Raw genomic sequence first — 17360 nt, forward strand, 5'->3', positions numbered from 1 at the left:
CCCGATAGTAGGGTGGATTATAATCCACCAAGCCCAGCCCAGAGCCGCTATAAATGGTGGATTATAATCCACCCTACGACTTGAGCTGATCTTAAGTATTTCTCTTACAGCAATGCGGCTGGGTGAGAATGACAGATTAACGTGTGGCGGGAATACAGCATAGGTTCCGATGGCAAGGAATTTGCTTTATCCTAGGCAACACTAAGCTCGTGTTTATTAATGACGGGTATTTGACAGCGATCAGGGGATCTACATGCGCGTTTGGGCAGTGGCAAATCAAAAAGGAGGCGTGGGTAAAACCACTTCGGCTGTGACCTTGGGTGGTCTATTGGCTGATCAGGGACATAGGGTATTGCTACTTGATCTTGACCCTCACGGCTCTATGACCAGTTATTTTGGTTATGACCCCGACAGCCTGCAAAAAAGCAGCTTTAACCTGTTTACCGATGATGAGCTGACTGTGGCTGATATCGATAGCCTGCTATTAACCACACCCGCCGAGAACCTGACGCTGTTGCCCTCCAGTATGGCCCTGGCCACCGTTGAACGCCGTGCTGCCGCTGAAGGCATGGGCTTGAAAGTTGCCAAGGCACTGGCGCTGGTCTGGGATAGCTATGATTATGTGTTGATTGATAGCCCACCAGTACTGGGTGCATTAATGATTAATGCGCTGGCCGCCAGCGAGCGTTTATTGGTTCCGGTACAGACCGAATTCCTGGCCTTAAAGGGCCTGGAGCGGATGATTCGCACCATTACCATGGTGACCCGTTCACTGAAAAAAGAACTGAACTATTTGGTGGTTCCCACCATGTTTGACCGTCGTACCCAGGCTTCCGTCAAATCCCTGCGCACTATGCGTAATACCTATACCGATACTATCTGGGCTTCTATGATCCCGGTAGATACCCGCTTTAGGGATGCCAGCCGTGAAGGGCAGACCCCTTCCCAGTATGACCCTCAATCCCGTGGTGTTACTGCGTACAAAGCCCTGCTAAAATTCCTGTTAGCACAACAGGAGCAACGCCTGCGCGCCTAATTTGGGGCCAGTTGGCGTATAATCACCGTTATGAGCAATCCTCCCGATAACAATGACAGCGAACAGGAGTCTGTGCAGGACTATCTGGACCTGTTATTAATGTCGGCCACGGAAAAACCCGAGACTCAGATAGAGGCGGTTGCCACGGATGTAGTTGCCAACAATGTCACCCCTTTTACCGGTTCCTCCCGCAGACCCAGAACCTCCTCGGTTCACTCCCTTAATAGCAACCCCGGAGCAGCACCGGAGCGTCGGCGATATACGGCGGACACCGATAATAAGCCCTATGCAGAGCCGGCCCAGCCTTTTACCCTAAAAGCACGGCTACCCCAGGTCCAGCCTGAGGTAAAAGTCGAGCCGCCCCCACCGGTTGAGGTGATAGAGCCGGTTGAACCCCAGAGTGAGGTCAAAGTTGAGGCCAAAGTTGAGGCGAGGGTTGAGGCGAGGGTTGAGGCGAGGGTTGAACCCAAAGCTGACGCCAAGGCAGACCTCCCCCTGAACGTTGAGCCACCCGCTCCAGCTCCAGAGATAGCCACGCCCGCTCAAGAAGTAGAAGAACAAACGGTAATAGCGGAACAGGCTGTTGCAGCTACGCCACCGGTTACCGAGTGGAGCAATGGTCGACCCAGCTGGGCTCAGGAGCGTTTTGAGTGCCTGTTGTTTAAGGTCGGCGGCCTGACTCTGGCTGTCCCTCTGGTAGAGCTGGGTAGCATTTACCCGATTAACGATGAGATTACGCCATTATTCGGCCAAATAGACTGGTTTATGGGTTTGCTGCCGATTAAAGAAGGCAATCTGCGAGCTATCGATACCCCCAAGGTGGTCATGCCAGAGCGCTATACCGAGGGTATGCAGGACAACTTCCAATACCTTATCTCAATTAATGCTATGGATTGGGGGCTGGCGGTCGATACAGTGTCTAACGCTATAGTGTTGGAGCCGGAAGATGTGCGCTGGCGCAGTGAGCGCAGTAAGCGCCCATGGCTGGCGGGTACAGTGATCGAGCATATGTGTGCGTTGATGGATGTCAGTCAATTGGCGGCCATGTTTGAGGCGGAAGAGGCTAACAACAAAGCTCGGCGCTAGTGCCCGCTGTATAAACAGAACGACAAAGGCTGGCACAGATAGTGCAATGTTCTATAGTAATGGGACGGCAATGATTAATTATTGACGCCCATGCCGCTATGGTTAGCGGCGGGGTACACCTTAAAGGTAACGATATATGTCCACAAATACAGCCAAGAATGCTGATGACCCAATGTTGCAGTGGGTAACCTTCCGTTTAGAGGGAGAAACCTACGGCATCAATGTTATGCAGGTACAAGAAGTCCTGCGTTATACCGAAATTGCGCCGGTGCCTGGCGCCCCTGCTTATGTGTTGGGCATTATCAACCTGCGGGGTAATGTGGTTACCGTTATTGATACCCGCCATCGTTTTGGCTTGCCAACGACTGAGGTCACGGACCAAACGCGTATTGTCATTATCGAAGCAGATAACCATGTGGTCGGTATACTGGTCGATGCGGTGGCTGAGGTGGTTTACCTGCGTCAATCCGAAATCGAAACCGCTCCGAATGTGGGTAACGATGAAAGCGCCCGTTTTATTCAGGGTGTCTGTAACAAAAACAATGAACTGTTGATCCTGGTAGAGTTGGACAAACTGCTTACCGATCAGGAGTGGTCAGAAATAGAAGAGTTTTAACATGATTATGTCGCTTTGGATTGTATTGGTTGTCTGCTGTATTGCCTTAGTGGCAGTGGCAAGCTATGCGGTCCAGTTAAACAAGCGCCTGAGTCAGGTTGAGCAGCAGGCAGAAAAAGACATCCTGTCACTGACCCATGAAGTTGCAGCGGTTAATAGCGCGGCGATGGGGGTGGGTCAACGCTTAATCAGTGTTGAGAAAAAGCTTAAGCTGTCAATCGAAAAGCAGCAGCAAATGGCCATGAGTAATATTGAGTCCATGCCCTATAGCCAGGCAGTATCATCAGCCAGTAATGGTTCTAACGCCAATGAGTTGATTGATCGCTATGGTCTTCCTGAGGCGGAAGCCGATCTTCTTACTTTGCTAAAATCAGCGGCAAAGTAACCCTTCCTTTCTAGCGGCAGCCTTCTAGCGACAACTTTCCAACGACAACTTTCCTGCTACAAGAAACTCTCGTCTTTTTTACTATCCCCTTTTGCGACAAACCCTGTTTATACCCAAAATGTTACTAGCAGGGGTGGGGTTTTACCTTCGATAAGTGTCTTACCTATATAAGCTTCAATAATTGGGGTAGGGGCGCGATAGGGTGAAGAGGTATTTCTTCTATATCTTACTTTGTCTGATGTTTGTATCAGGCTGTGCTGTCGAACCCGAGGAGGGCTCGGTTCCAGGGGCAGCGGGTGTGGCTGTTTTCTGCGATTCAATAGGATTTAGTCATGGCAAGGTGACGGGGTGGCCGGAGCATTTAAAAACCTTAATTGATGATAAGGTTTGGCATGATTGTCGGCCGAGCTGGACGCTGCAGGATTATAATGTTGAGCAAACGATAATTGATTCAGGGCTGGCCAATAACTACCAGTATGGAGTACTCGCGCTAGGCTTTAATGACCTCTTTCATGGGGCCTTTCTGGGGGATGTGCTGGATTTATATGAGTCTACACTGGATATTATTGCATTCCATGGTTTAGAGCCTGTCTGTATGACTTATTCCTATAATACCGTATTTACAACGCTGGCTAATCCGCTTAACGAGGGTATTGTTTTTATCTGTGAACAGCGCGGTTTAAAAATAATCGCTAATACCGATAGGCTGTTGGATGGGCTGCACCCTGATAATTTAGGCAGTATGGAGATTGCTGAGAACGCCTGGAGAGTGCTTTATTAAGTGCTAACCGATTCTGTTATTGGGTCCCATCCCTCGGGAAACTTGCCTTGAATTTGATAGGCAAAGGCAATGACCTGAGCAATACAGAGGTAAAGTGTCTCAGGAATTTCTTCGCCAACACCAATATCCATCAGTAGCTTAAGCAGTGCCTCATTTTCAAATAATGGAATGCCATGCTGTCGAGCAATTTCAATAATTTCTTCAGCCAGCTCTCCGCTGGCGGCAGCGGAAACAGTGGGGGCGTTCTTGCCATCATACTGTAAGGCCGCCGCCTTTCTTTCTTTATGACCGGGTTCAAATTCACTCATGTTCGCACATCCACTAATTGCTTATAGATCGGTAAATTATTTTTCGGTGGCAGCCCCAGTTGGCAATCGACCTGTTTAACGGTCACGCCCACTTTTTCCAGACTTTTGCTTAAGCTTGTAATCTGTTGCTGTACTTCCCGGTGGGTGTTTTCGTATTGTGACCACACCACTGCCGATACAGATGTGTCGATAATTTTAAGCTGCACATTCATTCTACCCAGCGCATGAAGATCGAAGGCCAGCATCACAGTCCATTGCTTGGTGCCATCGGCAGTGCCGCCTTGTTCTTCGCCTTCTATCAAATGCTGGTCAATACGCAGTTCAAGACTATCAATATTTTTGCCATGGACGATAGGGAGTTCCATGGTCCAGCTATTAACCGGGGCCTGACCGTCCGGGGTGTTGGCTTGTCTGGCGGCAAGGCTTTCCAGTTGGTTAAGTTGCGTGCGTGCCAAGCTGGCCAGTAATTGATTGCTGAGCTGTCTAAGTAATATATCCACATTTTTTTCTGCACTGGCCTGACTCGTGCTGGCTGGAATCGGGATATCAGCGGTCAAAGACGGTGCTGCGGCAGGGCTATAGGTTAGCGGATTTTTACCCTCATCGGAGCCCGTAGTGGCGATATTAATTAGTGGGCTTGGTGTGGTGCTGGTCGGGTTTGGGGGGGAGGTGGCAGTGCTTTTATCGACCTGGGCGACCAGCCGTTGCAATAGTGCTTTAGTATCCTGACTTATCGGGCTGCCGCTAGTGCTGCCCAGTCGTGTCGTCTCTGTATTAGTGTTGGCAGTTTTTGCCGGTTGCTGCGCCAGCTTGGCCTCAAAGAAAATACCATTATTATTTAGCGCCTGCTGCAAAGGTTTGGCTTGTTGCGCCTGTTGTGAGGTTGGAAATTGCTGCAATAGCGTATTCAGGTTTTGCAGGAGCTCTTTGGGAATTTGCTGCGGCGGTTGCTGCACAATCTGTTGTATTAGCGGCAATAAATTTTTAAGGGGTTGCTGCTGCGGCAGGGCTTGTCTTAAGCCTTGTTCTATCGCGGGGCGATTATTCAAAGGCCCGGCTTCGGTTTTAACCGTATTATTAACTACCGGTGTATTGATTGCCGCTTTTCTGGCGCTGCCATCAACCGCGGGGTTTGTCAGTGATGGGCTTAGGGTGGTTTTACTGGCAGTGCTGGTGGGTGCTGCTTGCGCTTGTATCTGTGTCTGTCCCGGCGCCGCTGATTGCGCCAATGTTTGGCTTGGGTTGGGGCTGGCAATCGTTAAAATGGTCGCCAGATTATTTTGCGCCACGCTGAGCTGAATTTTGCTACCGTTTGGAATCGGTACTCTGGTTAGCAGTTCAAAGGATTGATTATTGGCGCTGATTTTTACCTTAAACTGTTGCTCGCTGTTATTGGTCGCGTGATTGGTAGGCGGGGCAGGTTTTAACAGTTCAGCATTTACAGCGGGTTTACCGGTTAAGGTGTTGGCGTTAGTCGCCTGGCTGGATATGACCACCGCCTCAAGAATGCCCGCTTTTGCCGCAGCCGCCAGATTGCCACCCGACGTCGGTTTCAGGGGGATAAGCTGATTGATTAGTGAATCAACAGTTACGGCCATAGTTGCTGGGTTTGCTGTCGCCCTTTGCGACGCTGAGTTAAGCATGGCTTCCACCACCGCTGGGGATAATTGTGGAAGTATCTGCTGAACCAGAGCACCCACTGCCGCGTTTACTGATGAAACGCTCATAGGGATACCCTGATGATTGTGTATATAATAGCTGTCTTGAACGCAGATAACAGGCGCAGGCTGTTATCTTTAGCGAATGAGGGTATATAGAAGGCTACTTTCATTGTTACTATAGCGGCCGAGATAACAATAACTTGCAGGTAATTTTACCGAATCACCACAATTTGAGCTGAAACGCCTTGAGCCCGTCATTACCTCCTTTACTAACCACTGATCACCTCTGCTGCGAACGCGATAGCCGAGTGTTGGTGGATAACTTAAACCTGAGCATTGAGCCGGGCCGTATCTATCAGGTCGAAGGGCCTAACGGTAGCGGTAAAACTACGTTGCTGCGGGTGCTATGTGGCCTGTCTTTCCGTTATAGCGGTGAGATATGCTGGCAGGGACAGCCGGTTGCTAAAGTAAAGTCCGCCTATCATTCTCAGCTACTGTATCTGGGCCATAACTCCGGTGTTAAAGCTGCCTTAAGCCCCCGTGAAAATCTGCAATGGCATGCTGCCCTGATAGGGCTCAAAGCAGAGCAGGCCACCAAGGCCATAATGGCGGCCTTGGATAAGGTGGGTTTATATGGCTATGAAGATGCCGCCTGTTTTACTTTATCGGCCGGGCAGCAGCGCCGGGTTGGTTTGGCGCGCTTGTTTTTAGGGGATGCTGCTCTATGGATATTGGATGAACCGTTTACCGCGATTGATAAACAAGGTGTGGCTGAATTGGAATCCTGGATTGCCGACTATGCCGCCAATGGCGGCACGGTGATTTTAACCACGCACCACGAGCTGACATTGGATGCCTCGGTCCAGCGTATTCGCCTGGGAGGCCAGTAATGGATTATCAAGCCCCCTCATTGGCAGCTACCTTTCTCGCCACCCTAAAGCGGGATTTACTGCTGGCCTTCCGTCGCCGCAGTGATTTTATGAATCCATTGGTGTTCTTTTTAATGGTGTGTTCGCTATTTCCTTTGGGTATAGGACCGGACCCGAAGCAGTTGGCGGTATTGGCACCGGGGATTTTATGGGTGGTCGCCCTGTTAGCTTGCTTGCTATCCAGCGATACCTTATTTCGCAGTGACTATGATGATGGCAGTTTGGAGTTAATGCTGATTAGTCCGGTGTCTTTATATATACAAGTGACGGCCAAAACAGTGGCGCATTGGTTGTTAACCGGTTTCCCCTTAACCTTATTATCCCCGGTGCTGGGGCTGTTATTACAGTTGCCGTTTACCGGTATGGCAGCCTTAATGATGGCCATGGCCATGGGCACAGCAAGTTTAAGTTTTATTGGTGCGATTGGTGCCGGTTTAACCGTGGGTTTACGTAAAGGGGGCTTATTGTTGTCGCTCATTATCTTGCCGCTCTATATACCGGTACTGATTTTTGGCGTGAGTAGCGTCAAAGCGGCAGTGGATGGTTTTGACTATATGGGGCAGCTAGCCATTTTGGGGGCGTTTTTGGCACTGGCAGTAACGCTGGCACCCCTGGCTATAGCCGCCAGCGTTAGAATTAGTGCCGATAACTAAACACACTTAAGTAATGATACTAACGGCAATCAGTAACCCTGCGGTAACGCCTAGTAGCCCAGCAACTACCATGGCAACGCGTTTCCAAGTGGTGGCATCGTCAATAGTATGGTCGGTCATCGTGTTCTCCTGAATTTTATAATGATGGGTATAAGCCTACTAACTGTAAGGTTTAGCGACATTGATGCAGGTCAACAAACCGCTTGTGTGTATTCGCCGATCAAAATGGCTTAATAATCAAGCTATTGGCTATCGGCTGTGGTGGTTTCTTGTATAATGTCGGACGGTTAAATCACCGTCATTGTTAACGGATAGCTATAAAGCGGGCAGATATAAATAGTATGTGGACTTTTTTCCATAAAATGGGCTCACCGCGCTGGTTTTACCAAATCAGCGGTCAATGGCTGCCATGGATTGCCATCTTATCGTTTGGCTTATTACTGGTCGGCACGGTTTGGGGCTTGGCCTATGCACCCGCCGACTTCAGGCAGGGCAATAGTTACCGCATTATCTATGTGCATGTGCCGTCATCCGCGATAGCGCTGGCCGGTTATATGTTAATGGCCTTTGCTGCGGCAATCAGCCTGATCTGGAAAATGAAGCTGGCTGAAGTGGTGATGAAATGCGCAGCACCCATTGGCGCCGGTATGGCCTTTATTTCGCTGATTAGCGGCGCCCTTTGGGGTAAACCTACCTGGGGAACCTACTGGGTATGGGATGCGCGGCTGACGTCAATGCTTATTCTGTTCTTTTTATACTTAGGTGTTATCGCCCTCTACGAAGCCTTTGAAGATAATGTTTCCGCCAGCAAAGCCTGTGCGGTATTAAGTTTGGTTGGGACGGTGAACATTCCTATAATCTACTGGTCAGTAGAGTGGTGGAATAGCCTGCACCAGCCCGCTACGTTAAAGCTGACAGAAGAGTCCACCATGCACTCGGATATGTTGCAGCCCTTATTAATTATGATTGCGGGTTTCTATTGTTTTTATACCTTGCTGCTGCTGATGCATAGTCGCAGTGAAATTCTGGTACGAGAGCGTAATACCAAGTGGGTAAAAGAACTGGTTGCCAAGAGGTTAGCTTAATATGCAGTTTGATAGTTTGGCCGCGTTTATGTCGATGGAAGGCCACGGTATTTTTGTCTGGTCGGTCTATGCCATAGCCTTTGTGGTACTGGCCACTTTATTCCTTGTCCCCCTACGTAAAAATCGTCAATTTTTTACCGAACAAGCCATGCTGGCCAAACGTGAGCAGCGTATTCAGCAACAGGCAGAGGGTTAATAATGGCGATGCACCCAGTTAGAAAACAGCGTTTGATTATTGTGTTGTTTATTGTTTTTGGCACAGCTATCGCTGTGGCTCTGGCCAGTTTTGCGCTACGTGAAAATATTAATCTGTTTTATCCCCCGGCAGATATTGCCGCGGGTAAAGCCCCAGTAGGTAAAGCTATTCGAGCCGGTGGTATGGTGCTAGAAGGTAGTATTAAGCGCGACAGCCAAAGCTTGCGGGTCGATTTTATTGTGACTGATTACGAAGCACAGGTACCCGTTGTGTATACCGGTATCCTGCCAGACCTGTTTGATGAAGGGCAGGGCGTGGTTGCCATGGGGATGCTGGATAACAACGGTGTCTTTCAGGCCACTGAAGTACTGGCCAAACACGATGAAAATTATATGCCCCCGGAAGTGCAATCCGCATTAGACTCGGCGGCAGAATCCAGTGATAAGACCGGTAACAAACCGGCCTATTAAACTCAATAACGAGATGCTTGAATGATTCCTGAATACGGACATTTTGCTTTAATCCTTGCCCTTTGTTTGGCTCTTTTACAATCCGGCGTGCCGCTATGGGGGGCTTTGACCGGCAACCAGTATATGATGGCGCTAAGTCGTTCGCTGGCTGCGGGGCAATTTACTTTTATTGCGATTGCTTTTGCGGTGTTGAGCTTTCTATTTTTGCAAGATGACTTTACCGTTAAAGTGGTAGCGGCCCATTCCAATAGCCAGTTACCCTGGATGTATAAACTCAGTGCAGTATGGGGCAACCACGAAGGTTCGCTACTGCTTTGGGTGTTGATTCTTTCTATGTGGAGTTTGGCCGTGGCGATCTTTAGTCGCCAGTTGCCGGTAGATATGCTGGCCCGAGTGCTGTCCGTTATGGGCATGATCTCTGTGGGCTTTCTTTTGTTTAGTTTGTTGACCTCCAACCCTTTTGATCGCCATCTGCCCAACTCACCAATGGATGGCAGTGATTTGAACCCCTTGCTGCAAGACTTTGGCTTAATCGTACATCCGCCCATGTTGTACTTTGGTTATGTGGGTTTTTCGGTGGCCTTTGCCTTTGCCATTGCGGCCTTAAGCAGTGGTCGTTTAGACGCAGCCTGGGCTCGCTGGTCACGTCCCTGGACTAATATAGCCTGGGCCTTTTTAACCATTGGTATTGCCCTTGGCAGTTGGTGGGCCTATTACGAATTAGGTTGGGGCGGTTGGTGGTTTTGGGACCCGGTGGAAAATGCCTCCTTTATGCCCTGGTTGGTGGGTACAGCTTTAATCCATTCGTTGTCGGTAACCGAAAAGCGCGGTGTCTTTAAAAGCTGGACCGTACTGCTGGCGATTTTTGCTTTTTCTTTAAGTCTGTTGGGTACCTTTCTGGTGCGCTCCGGTGTGCTGACCTCAGTGCATTCGTTTGCTGCTGATCCAGAGAGGGGCTTATTTATTCTGGGCTTTTTGGCGTTGGTTGTTGGGGGTCATTAACCTTATATGCCTTTAGAGCGCCCACCGTATCCAGTAAAAGTCACTATGAGTGGCTGTCCCGTGAAATGTTATTGCTGGTCAATAATGTGGTCTTTTTGGCGGCCTTGCTGACGGTGTTATTTGGTACCTTGTTCCCATTGATTATGGATGGTTTGGGCTTTGGTAAATACTCCGTAGGCCCGCCGTATTTTAATGCGGTATTTGTGCCATTGATGGCTATCCTGATGGTGTTTATGGGCATAGGCCCTAGCGCTCATTGGAAAAAAACCAAAGCGTCTTATTTAAAAGCCCGGCTATCGATAGCGGCGGCGGCCAGTGTTGTAGTGGGGGTCTTATTCCCGCTGCTTTATGGTGAGGACTATAATATCGCCTCGGCATTGGCGGTGTGTTTTTCGGCCTGGGTTATCCTGTCGATCTTTGCTGATCTAAAAGATAAGCTGCGCAATGCATCGAGCCTGTCAGCCGGTCTATCTCGCTTGGGTCGTGCTTACTACGGCATGGTGATTGCCCATATAGGTTTTGCTGTTTGCGCGTTGGGGGTCTGCCTCACCAGTCAGTATAATTTGGAGCGTGACCTGCGTATGGTGCCCGGTGATGAAGTCACTCTGGCGGGTTACCAGTTTCAATTTCAAGGCACACGTACCATCGAAGGCCCTAACTATAAAGGCGATGAAGGTGTGATTACGGTCAGTGTTGACGGTAAAACCATTGCCACACTTAACCCGCAAAAACGCAGCTATAACGCCCAGCAAGGTCAGGTTATGACTGAGGCGGATATCGAGAATGGTTTCTTTCGCGATCTCTATGTGGCGCTGGGTGAGCCTCTGGGTGAAGGTGCCTGGGCGGTTCGTGTTCATTACAAACCCTTTGTTCGCTGGATGTGGCTTGGCGCTATCTTGATGGGCTTTGGGGGCACATTGGCAGCGGCGGATAAGCGTTATCGTTTAAAGGTTAAGGACGATAAACCGGCAGTTAGTCCAGCTTCCTCCAGTGTGAAGGTGGCTTAAGCCTATGCAGCGTTTTAAATTATTTTTACCGTTGATTGCCTTTGTTGTAGTGGCTTTGTTTTTTTATATTATGGTCAGCCGGATTGGCGACGGAGAATATAATCCACAGGACTTGCCCTCGGCCTTGGTGAACAAGTCATTTCCCGCCTTTAATTTGGCGCAATTGGAAGACCCTTCGGTTCAGCTTCAGCAGCGTGATTTGGTGGGCAAGATTGCCCTGATTAATGTGTGGGCGACCTGGTGTCCTTCCTGTCATGTCGAACATGGCTATTTAAATTATCTGGCGACGGAAAAGGGTATCACTATTTACGGTGTTAACTACAAGGATAAGGCCCCGGCCGCGCTGCGCTGGTTGCAAGATAAAGGCAACCCTTATCGCTTAAATATCTTTGACCCCATGGGGCGCCTTGGTTTGGATATGGGGGTGACCGGTGCGCCGGAAACCTATGTGATCGATCATCGCGGCTTTGTGCGTATGCGCTTTCAGGGGCCTATTAATGAAACTGTCTGGCAGGAAAAATTCCAACCCTTAATGGAACAGTTAGAGTCTGAGCAACAAGCGCAGGGGGGTGTGTAGCATGAAATATCTGCTATTATTGCTGTGTTTAATTTCTCCTTTTGCCACGGCTGTGGTTGAAACCTATGAGTTTGGGAATGAAGTTAACCGTGAGCGCTATCACCAGTTTATTGATGAGCTGCGCTGCCCCAAATGCCAAAACCAAAATTTAGATGGCTCTAATGCTCCTATCGCCAAAGATTTGCGCCGCGAATTGCACCGCTTATTAGAAGATGGGCAATCCGATGCGCAGATTGTTGAGTTTATGGTTGAGCGCTACGGGGAGTTTGTATTGTATCGCCCCCGATTTAATGCCGAGACCGCGGTGCTTTGGTTGGCGCCAGGTATTTTTTTACTAATCGGTATTGTTGTGATGGTGATGGTGTTTAAGCGTCAAAAGTCTGCGCCATCTGTATCCAATACCGACAGTGCCAGTCTTGATACTGATGAGCAACAACGACTACAAGATTTATTAGCGGCGGCTGATAATAATAAGGATAAACCCAATGCCTGAGTTTTTACTGGTATCGCTACTGCTGGCAGCCCTGGCGGCACTGTTTGTATTAACACCGCTTATGTTAAATCGCAGTGTGCAAAGTGGTGAGCGCAAAGAGGTTAACGTTGCTCTGTTTAAGGACCGTTTGCAGGAGTTGGAAAAAGATCACCGTGAAGCGGTGATTACTGAAGAAGAATTCCAGACACTAAAAACTGAGCTGGAGCGGCGTTTACTGGATGATGCTGAGGCGGGTAGTGCCGAGGTTGCTATATCGAGTGCCAGGCCAGCAACCTCTGTGCTGGTTTTATTGGCTTTATCCATTCCCGTTGCAGGTCTTTTGATTTATCAGCAAACCGGCGCCAAAGCCGACTGGGAAATTACCCAAACACTTAAACAAACCCGGCAAAAGGCCGCAGCTGGTCAAAGCACTGAGCAGGACGTTACCCAATTGGTGAACCAGCTCAATGAGCGTTTAGATCAACGCCCGGAAGACCCGCATTATTTGATGTTGGTGGGCAGAACTCAGATGGAGTTAGGTAACTATCCAGCGGCGACGGATGCCTATCAACGTTTATCTCTGGTCTACCCTGAAGACCCCTCAGTGTTGGCTCAATATGCCCAAGCCCTTTATCTGTCATCAGGTCGTATGCTAACGGATAAGGTTAGAGCCCTTGCCGATAAGGCCCTTAGCCTTAACCCACAACAGCCCACGGTGTTGGGCATGATGGGGATTGCCTATTTTGAAGAGGGTGATTTCCAGCAGGCGATTAATTACTGGGAGCGGTTGTTGCCCATGCTGGGGCCGGTATCACCCAATCGCCAGATGATTACCGCGGGTATCGAGCAGGCTAAAGAATTATTGCGCGAGAGCGGTGTTGAAGTGGCGGAAACGCCAGCGCCGGTTGAGCAGGGTGCTGTTAGTTTGCAGGTTAATGTGGCGATAGGTGGCAGTATTCAGGTCGATAGCGGTGCTTCGGTATTTGTCTTTGCCCGAGCGGTAGGCGGCCCGCGCATGCCTTTGGCGGTGGCCAGAATGACGGTGGCTGATTTGCCCGCCACGATTACACTGGATGATTCCATGGCTATGGCCCCAGGCTTTAAATTGTCCGGTTTTGAGCAGGTGGAGTTGGTGGCGCGGATTTCTAAAAACGGGATTGCCAACCGAGGTCCAGGGGATATTGAAGGCTTATTCGGCCCAGTTAATACCGCTTCCCCGGCTGATAATTTAACCTTGACCATCAACCAGCTGGTCAAATAGCCCCCACCTGCCAACAGTAGGGTCGATTATAATCCGCCAAGCTCAGCCATAAGCCTGTCATGACCGGTGGATAGTAATCCACCCTGCAGAGTAGAAATCCTCGTCGTCAGTGGCCACAAAAAAAATCCAAAAAAGCATTCAATCGGCGTAGTCCTTCCCCGTTAAAAGCTATACACTACGTCGAGTTTTTTGGGGAATTGGCGGCGTGGATTCAGCGCCTGTCATAGAATGATTTATTCTAATAAATACAAATACTTATCTATTAAAGTTAAAGTAGAATGCGACTAAAAAGTATCAAGCTGGCAGGGTTTAAATCCTTTGTCGACCCGACCAATGTGTCATTTCCATCCAATCTTGGCTGTGTAGTCGGCCCTAACGGCTGTGGTAAATCGAATATTATCGATGCGGTGCGTTGGGTAATGGGTGAGAGTTCCGCTAAAAACCTGCGTGGCGAAAATATGACCGACGTTATTTTTAACGGCTCGGTTAACCGTCAACCCGTCGGTCAGGCTTCCATCGAATTGGTCTTTGATAATAGCGACGGCACTGTCGGTGGCGAGTACGCCCGTTTTGCTGAAATTGCCATTCGCCGTAAAGTGACCCGCGAAGCCATTTCCGAATACTACCTGAACGGCACCAAGTGTCGCCGCCGGGATATTACCGATATCTTCCTGGGTACCGGCTTGGGGCCGCGCTCCTATGCGATTATCGAGCAGGGCATGATTTCCCGTTTGATTGAATCCAAGCCAGAAGAACTGCGGGTTTTTATTGAAGAAGCTGCGGGTATCTCCAAATACAAAGAGCGTCGTCGCGAAACTGAAAACCGTATGCGCCGCACCTTGGAAAACCTTGAGCGACTCACGGATTTGCGGGACGAGCTAGAGCGTCAATTACAGCATCTTCAGCGTCAGGCCCAGGCCGCCGAGCGCTATACCGAACTGAAAAAAGAAGAGCGCTTACTAAAAGCCCAATTGCAGGCCTTGCAGTGGAAAGGACTGGATGTTCAGGTCAAAGGCTACGAGCAAAGTATCCGCGATCTGGAAGTTAAGTTGGAAGCGGTGATTGCCGAGCAGCGTGCCGTGGATGCCGATATTGAGAAGTTCCGCGATGTTCATACCGATTTAATGGACAGGTTTAACGAAGTACAGGCCCGTTTTTATGGGGTGGGTGCTGAGATTGCACGGGCTGAACAGTCTATCCAGCATCAGCAGGAGCGCAGTCGCCAGCTAAAAGAAGATTTACAGCAGACCGAGCGCAGCTATCAGGAGTCCAAAGAGCATTTGGTCACCGACTCTGAGAAGCAGGAGCGCTGGAGTGCGGAGATTGAAGAGATTCAACCGGAGCTGGAATTGGCTCAGGGCTCTGAAGAAGAAACCGCAGCGACGCTATTGGCTGCTGAAGAAGCAATGCAGGAATGGCAGCAGCAGTGGGACGACTTTAACCAGAAAGCACTGGAGCCACGCCAAAAAGCGGAAGTACAGCAGTCCCGTATCCAGCATTTAGAGCAGGCCTTGCAACGGATTCAGCAGCGTATTGAGAAGCTGGAAGAAGAGAAGGCCGGTCTGAGTGCCGGTCCGGTTGAAGAAGAAATTGAATTGTTGAGCGAACAGTTGGCCGAAGCAGAGCTTCATGCCGAAGAGCAGCAACAAAAGCTGGATGATCAGTCCGAACAAATTAACCACCACCGCGAGAAAAACACGTCTCTGGGCGATGAGTTGGATAAAGCCCGCAGTGAGCTGCAAAGCAAGCGCGGTCGCCATGCTTCTTTAGAAGCCTTACAGCAAGCTGCGCTAGGTCGCCAACAAGGGGCTATCAGTGATTGGCTGCAATCCAATGCGCTGGATGGCAATGCCCGTTTAGCGGAAAACCTGAAAGTGGCCAGTGGCTGGGAGAAGGCTGTTGAAACGGTTTTGGGTGATCATTTACAGGCCGTTTGCGTTGAGGGTATTGATGCGGTTGCCGAACTGGCTGGAAAGCTGGAGCAGGGCAGTATTACCTTATTAGATAACAGTGGTGCTGCTTTTGCCGGTAGTGATATCGCTGATACTTTGGCCAGCAAAATTGAAAGCGGCCAGCAGGCGCAGGGTTTATTGGCGGGTATTTATACCGCTGCTGATCTAAGTCAGGCTTTGGCCCTGCGTTCACAATTAGCCGCCAATGAATCGGTAGTGACTGCTGATGGTTTATGGATTGGCTCTAACTGGTTGCGTGTTGCCAAAGACTCTGATGAGCAGGCCGGTGTGCTTCAGCGTCAGCAAGAACTGGAAGAACTAACCGCTAGTATCGCTGAGATAGAAGAGCGGGTAGAAACTCTGGATGAGTCTTTATCAGCAGGCCGTCAGGCGCTGCGAGACCTTGAGGCTCAGCGTGAAGAATTACAGCGCACGGTACAGTCGCAAAATAGCAAGCACAATGAATTACGCTCAGACTTAAGCGCCAAGCAGGTACGGGTAGAGCAAATCAGCTCACGCCGCGATCGCCTCAATACAGAAATCGATGAAAGCCGTGAGCAGTTCCAGCTCGAACAGGAAAGCCTGGGCGAAGCGCGGATGATTTTGTCGGAAGCTATTGAGGGGATGGAAGAGGATTCTAATCAGCGCGAGACTTTATTGGCCAGACGCGATGAGTGCCGCAAGGTTTTAGATCAGGCTCGCCAAAGCGCTCGTCATGATAAAGATTCAGCACACCAGTTAGCGATGCGCTATCAGTCGCTGCGTGCACAGCTGGATTCAATGAGCCAAAATATTGAGCGTACTCGCAATCAGGTGCAACAACTGGAAGGCCGTCGTACTACCTTGCAAGAGGGAATTGCCGGTGCTGATGAACCTATAGAAGAAATGAAGCTTGAGTTGGAAACTCAGCTTGAAGCACGTTTGGTGATTGAAGAAGAATTATCCGAAGCGCGCCGTGGTGTTGATGACGTTGAACACAAAATGCGTGAATCAGAAGGTAAGCGCAGCGGTATTGAAGCCCGAGCCCAAACTGTTCGCAGTGAGTTGGAAAGAGGCCGGGTTGAAGTGCAAGGCTTGCAAGTTCGTCGCCGTGCACTGGAAGAGCAGTTGATTGAAACACAGTACGATCTTGAAACCGTATTGGAAAATCTGCCCGAAGGTGCCGAAGAAAAAATCTGGAATGACAATCTGGAGAGTATTGCCCGGCGTGTCGCCCGCCTTGGTGCGATTAACCTGGCAGCGATTGATGAGTATAAGTCGCAGTCCGAGCGCAAAACCTATTTGGATGCTCAAAACGACGATTTGGAAGAAGCTTTATCGACGTTGGAAAATGCTATCCATAAAATTGATAAAGAAACCCGTCAGCGTTTTAAAGATACCTTTGAGCAGGTTAATAGCAGCTTGCAGGAGTTGTTCCCGAAAGTCTTTGGTGGCGGTACCGCCTACCTTGAGATGACCGGCGATGATTTGCTGGATACCGGTATTGCGATTATGGCGCGGCCACCGGGCAAGCGTAACAGTACCATCCATTTATTGTCCGGTGGTGAAAAAGCGCTAACGGCTATCGCTCTGGTATTTTCTATCTTCCGCCTTAACCCAGCCCCGTTCTGTATGTTGGATGAGGTTGATGCGCCGTTGGATGATGCCAATGTGGGCCGCTATGCTCGCCTGGTTAAAGAAATGTCCAAGCAGGTACAGTTTATTTATATCACCCACAATAAGATCGCCATGGAAATGGCGGACCAGTTATTGGGGGTTACCATGCACGAGCCGGGTGTCTCGCGTCTGGTAACAGTTGATGTCGATGAAGCGGCTGAGCTGGCGGCCTTATAAGGCTGGCAATGAACTAACGGAATAACTTGAACTCTTAATGTCAGCTTCCT

Annotated in this window: 16 protein-coding genes and 1 pseudogene; 15 read left to right on the forward strand and 2 right to left on the reverse strand. The window is 49.7% G+C overall.

The annotated features are described in order from the left end of the window. Positions 1 to 253: 253 nt before the first annotated feature. The 5 genes from BST96_RS15700 (at position 254) to BST96_RS15720 (ending at position 3904) form a co-directional block, all read left to right on the forward strand. A complete protein-coding gene (locus BST96_RS15700) occupies positions 254 to 1036 on the forward strand; it encodes a ParA family protein (RefSeq protein ID WP_085759612.1) in 783 nt (260 codons plus the stop codon). Between the two features lie 30 nt (positions 1037 to 1066). Further along, a complete protein-coding gene (locus BST96_RS15705) occupies positions 1067 to 2122 on the forward strand; it encodes a chemotaxis protein CheW (protein ID WP_240554818.1) in 1056 nt (351 codons plus the stop codon). A 136-nt stretch (positions 2123 to 2258) separates the two neighbouring features. Then, positions 2259 to 2738, forward strand: a complete 480-nt coding sequence (locus BST96_RS15710; protein ID WP_085759613.1) for a chemotaxis protein CheW — start codon at positions 2259 to 2261, stop codon at positions 2736 to 2738. A gap of 1 nt (position 2739) precedes the next feature. Next, a complete protein-coding gene (locus BST96_RS15715; protein WP_085759614.1) occupies positions 2740 to 3123 on the forward strand; it encodes a DUF2802 domain-containing protein in 384 nt (127 codons plus the stop codon). 298 nt (positions 3124 to 3421) lie between these two features. Next, positions 3422 to 3904, forward strand: coding sequence for an SGNH/GDSL hydrolase family protein (locus tag BST96_RS15720; protein ID WP_157117986.1), 483 nt, complete (start codon positions 3422 to 3424; stop codon positions 3902 to 3904). Here BST96_RS15720 and BST96_RS15725 read toward each other — a convergent pair. Beyond that, entirely contained in the window at positions 3901 to 4212 is a 312-nt protein-coding gene (locus BST96_RS15725) for an EscU/YscU/HrcU family type III secretion system export apparatus switch protein (protein WP_085759616.1), read from the reverse strand. The two genes, BST96_RS15720 and BST96_RS15725, sit on opposite strands and share 4 nt — an antisense overlap. Continuing rightward, positions 4209 to 5939, reverse strand: a complete 1731-nt coding sequence (fliK, locus tag BST96_RS15730) for a flagellar hook-length control protein FliK (protein WP_085759617.1) — start codon at positions 5937 to 5939, stop codon at positions 4209 to 4211. Before fliK ends, BST96_RS15725 begins: the two co-directional genes overlap by 4 nt. A 179-nt stretch (positions 5940 to 6118) precedes the next feature. Here fliK and ccmA point away from each other — a divergent pair, with 179 nt between their 5' ends. The 10 genes and pseudogenes from ccmA (at position 6119) to smc (ending at position 17310) form a co-directional block, all read left to right on the forward strand. Beyond that, positions 6119 to 6763, forward strand: coding sequence for a cytochrome c biogenesis heme-transporting ATPase CcmA (gene ccmA, locus BST96_RS15735; protein WP_085759618.1), 645 nt, complete (start codon positions 6119 to 6121; stop codon positions 6761 to 6763). Next, on the forward strand, positions 6763 to 7455 hold the full coding sequence (gene ccmB / locus BST96_RS15740; protein ID WP_085759619.1) for a heme exporter protein CcmB: 693 nt from the start codon (positions 6763 to 6765) through the stop codon (positions 7453 to 7455). The genes ccmA and ccmB overlap by 1 nt, the downstream gene beginning before the upstream one ends. A gap of 341 nt (positions 7456 to 7796) precedes the next feature. Further along, positions 7797 to 8540: a heme ABC transporter permease gene (locus BST96_RS15745; RefSeq protein ID WP_085759620.1), complete on the forward strand. Its 744-nt coding sequence runs from the start codon at positions 7797 to 7799 to the stop codon at positions 8538 to 8540. Between the two features lies 1 nt (position 8541). Continuing rightward, positions 8542 to 8736 carry a heme exporter protein CcmD gene (ccmD, locus tag BST96_RS15750; RefSeq protein ID WP_085759621.1) on the forward strand — a complete coding sequence of 65 codons (195 nt, stop codon included), beginning with the start codon at positions 8542 to 8544 and terminating at the stop codon, positions 8734 to 8736. Positions 8737 to 8744: 8 nt separating this feature from the next. Further along, entirely contained in the window at positions 8745 to 9206 is a 462-nt protein-coding gene (gene ccmE, locus BST96_RS15755; protein ID WP_085760562.1) for a cytochrome c maturation protein CcmE, read from the forward strand. Positions 9207 to 9227: 21 nt separating this feature from the next. Then, a pseudogene (locus tag BST96_RS15760) lies at positions 9228 to 11215 on the forward strand (heme lyase CcmF/NrfE family subunit). Between the two features lie 4 nt (positions 11216 to 11219). After that, positions 11220 to 11792: a DsbE family thiol:disulfide interchange protein gene (locus BST96_RS15765; protein ID WP_085759622.1), complete on the forward strand. Its 573-nt coding sequence runs from the start codon at positions 11220 to 11222 to the stop codon at positions 11790 to 11792. Position 11793: 1 nt separating this feature from the next. Beyond that, positions 11794 to 12285, forward strand: a complete 492-nt coding sequence (locus tag BST96_RS15770; RefSeq protein WP_085759623.1) for a cytochrome c-type biogenesis protein — start codon at positions 11794 to 11796, stop codon at positions 12283 to 12285. Continuing rightward, positions 12278 to 13525 (forward strand): c-type cytochrome biogenesis protein CcmI, encoded by a 1248-nt coding sequence (gene ccmI / locus BST96_RS15775; RefSeq protein ID WP_085759624.1) that lies wholly within the window; start codon positions 12278 to 12280, stop codon positions 13523 to 13525. Before BST96_RS15770 ends, ccmI begins: the two co-directional genes overlap by 8 nt. A gap of 278 nt (positions 13526 to 13803) precedes the next feature. Next, on the forward strand, positions 13804 to 17310 hold the full coding sequence (smc, locus tag BST96_RS15780) for a chromosome segregation protein SMC (RefSeq protein ID WP_085759625.1): 3507 nt from the start codon (positions 13804 to 13806) through the stop codon (positions 17308 to 17310). Positions 17311 to 17360 lie beyond the last annotated feature (50 nt).

The sequence above is a fragment of the Oceanicoccus sagamiensis genome (assembly GCF_002117105.1).
Lineage (GTDB): Bacteria > Pseudomonadota > Gammaproteobacteria > Pseudomonadales > Dasaniaceae > Oceanicoccus > Oceanicoccus sagamiensis.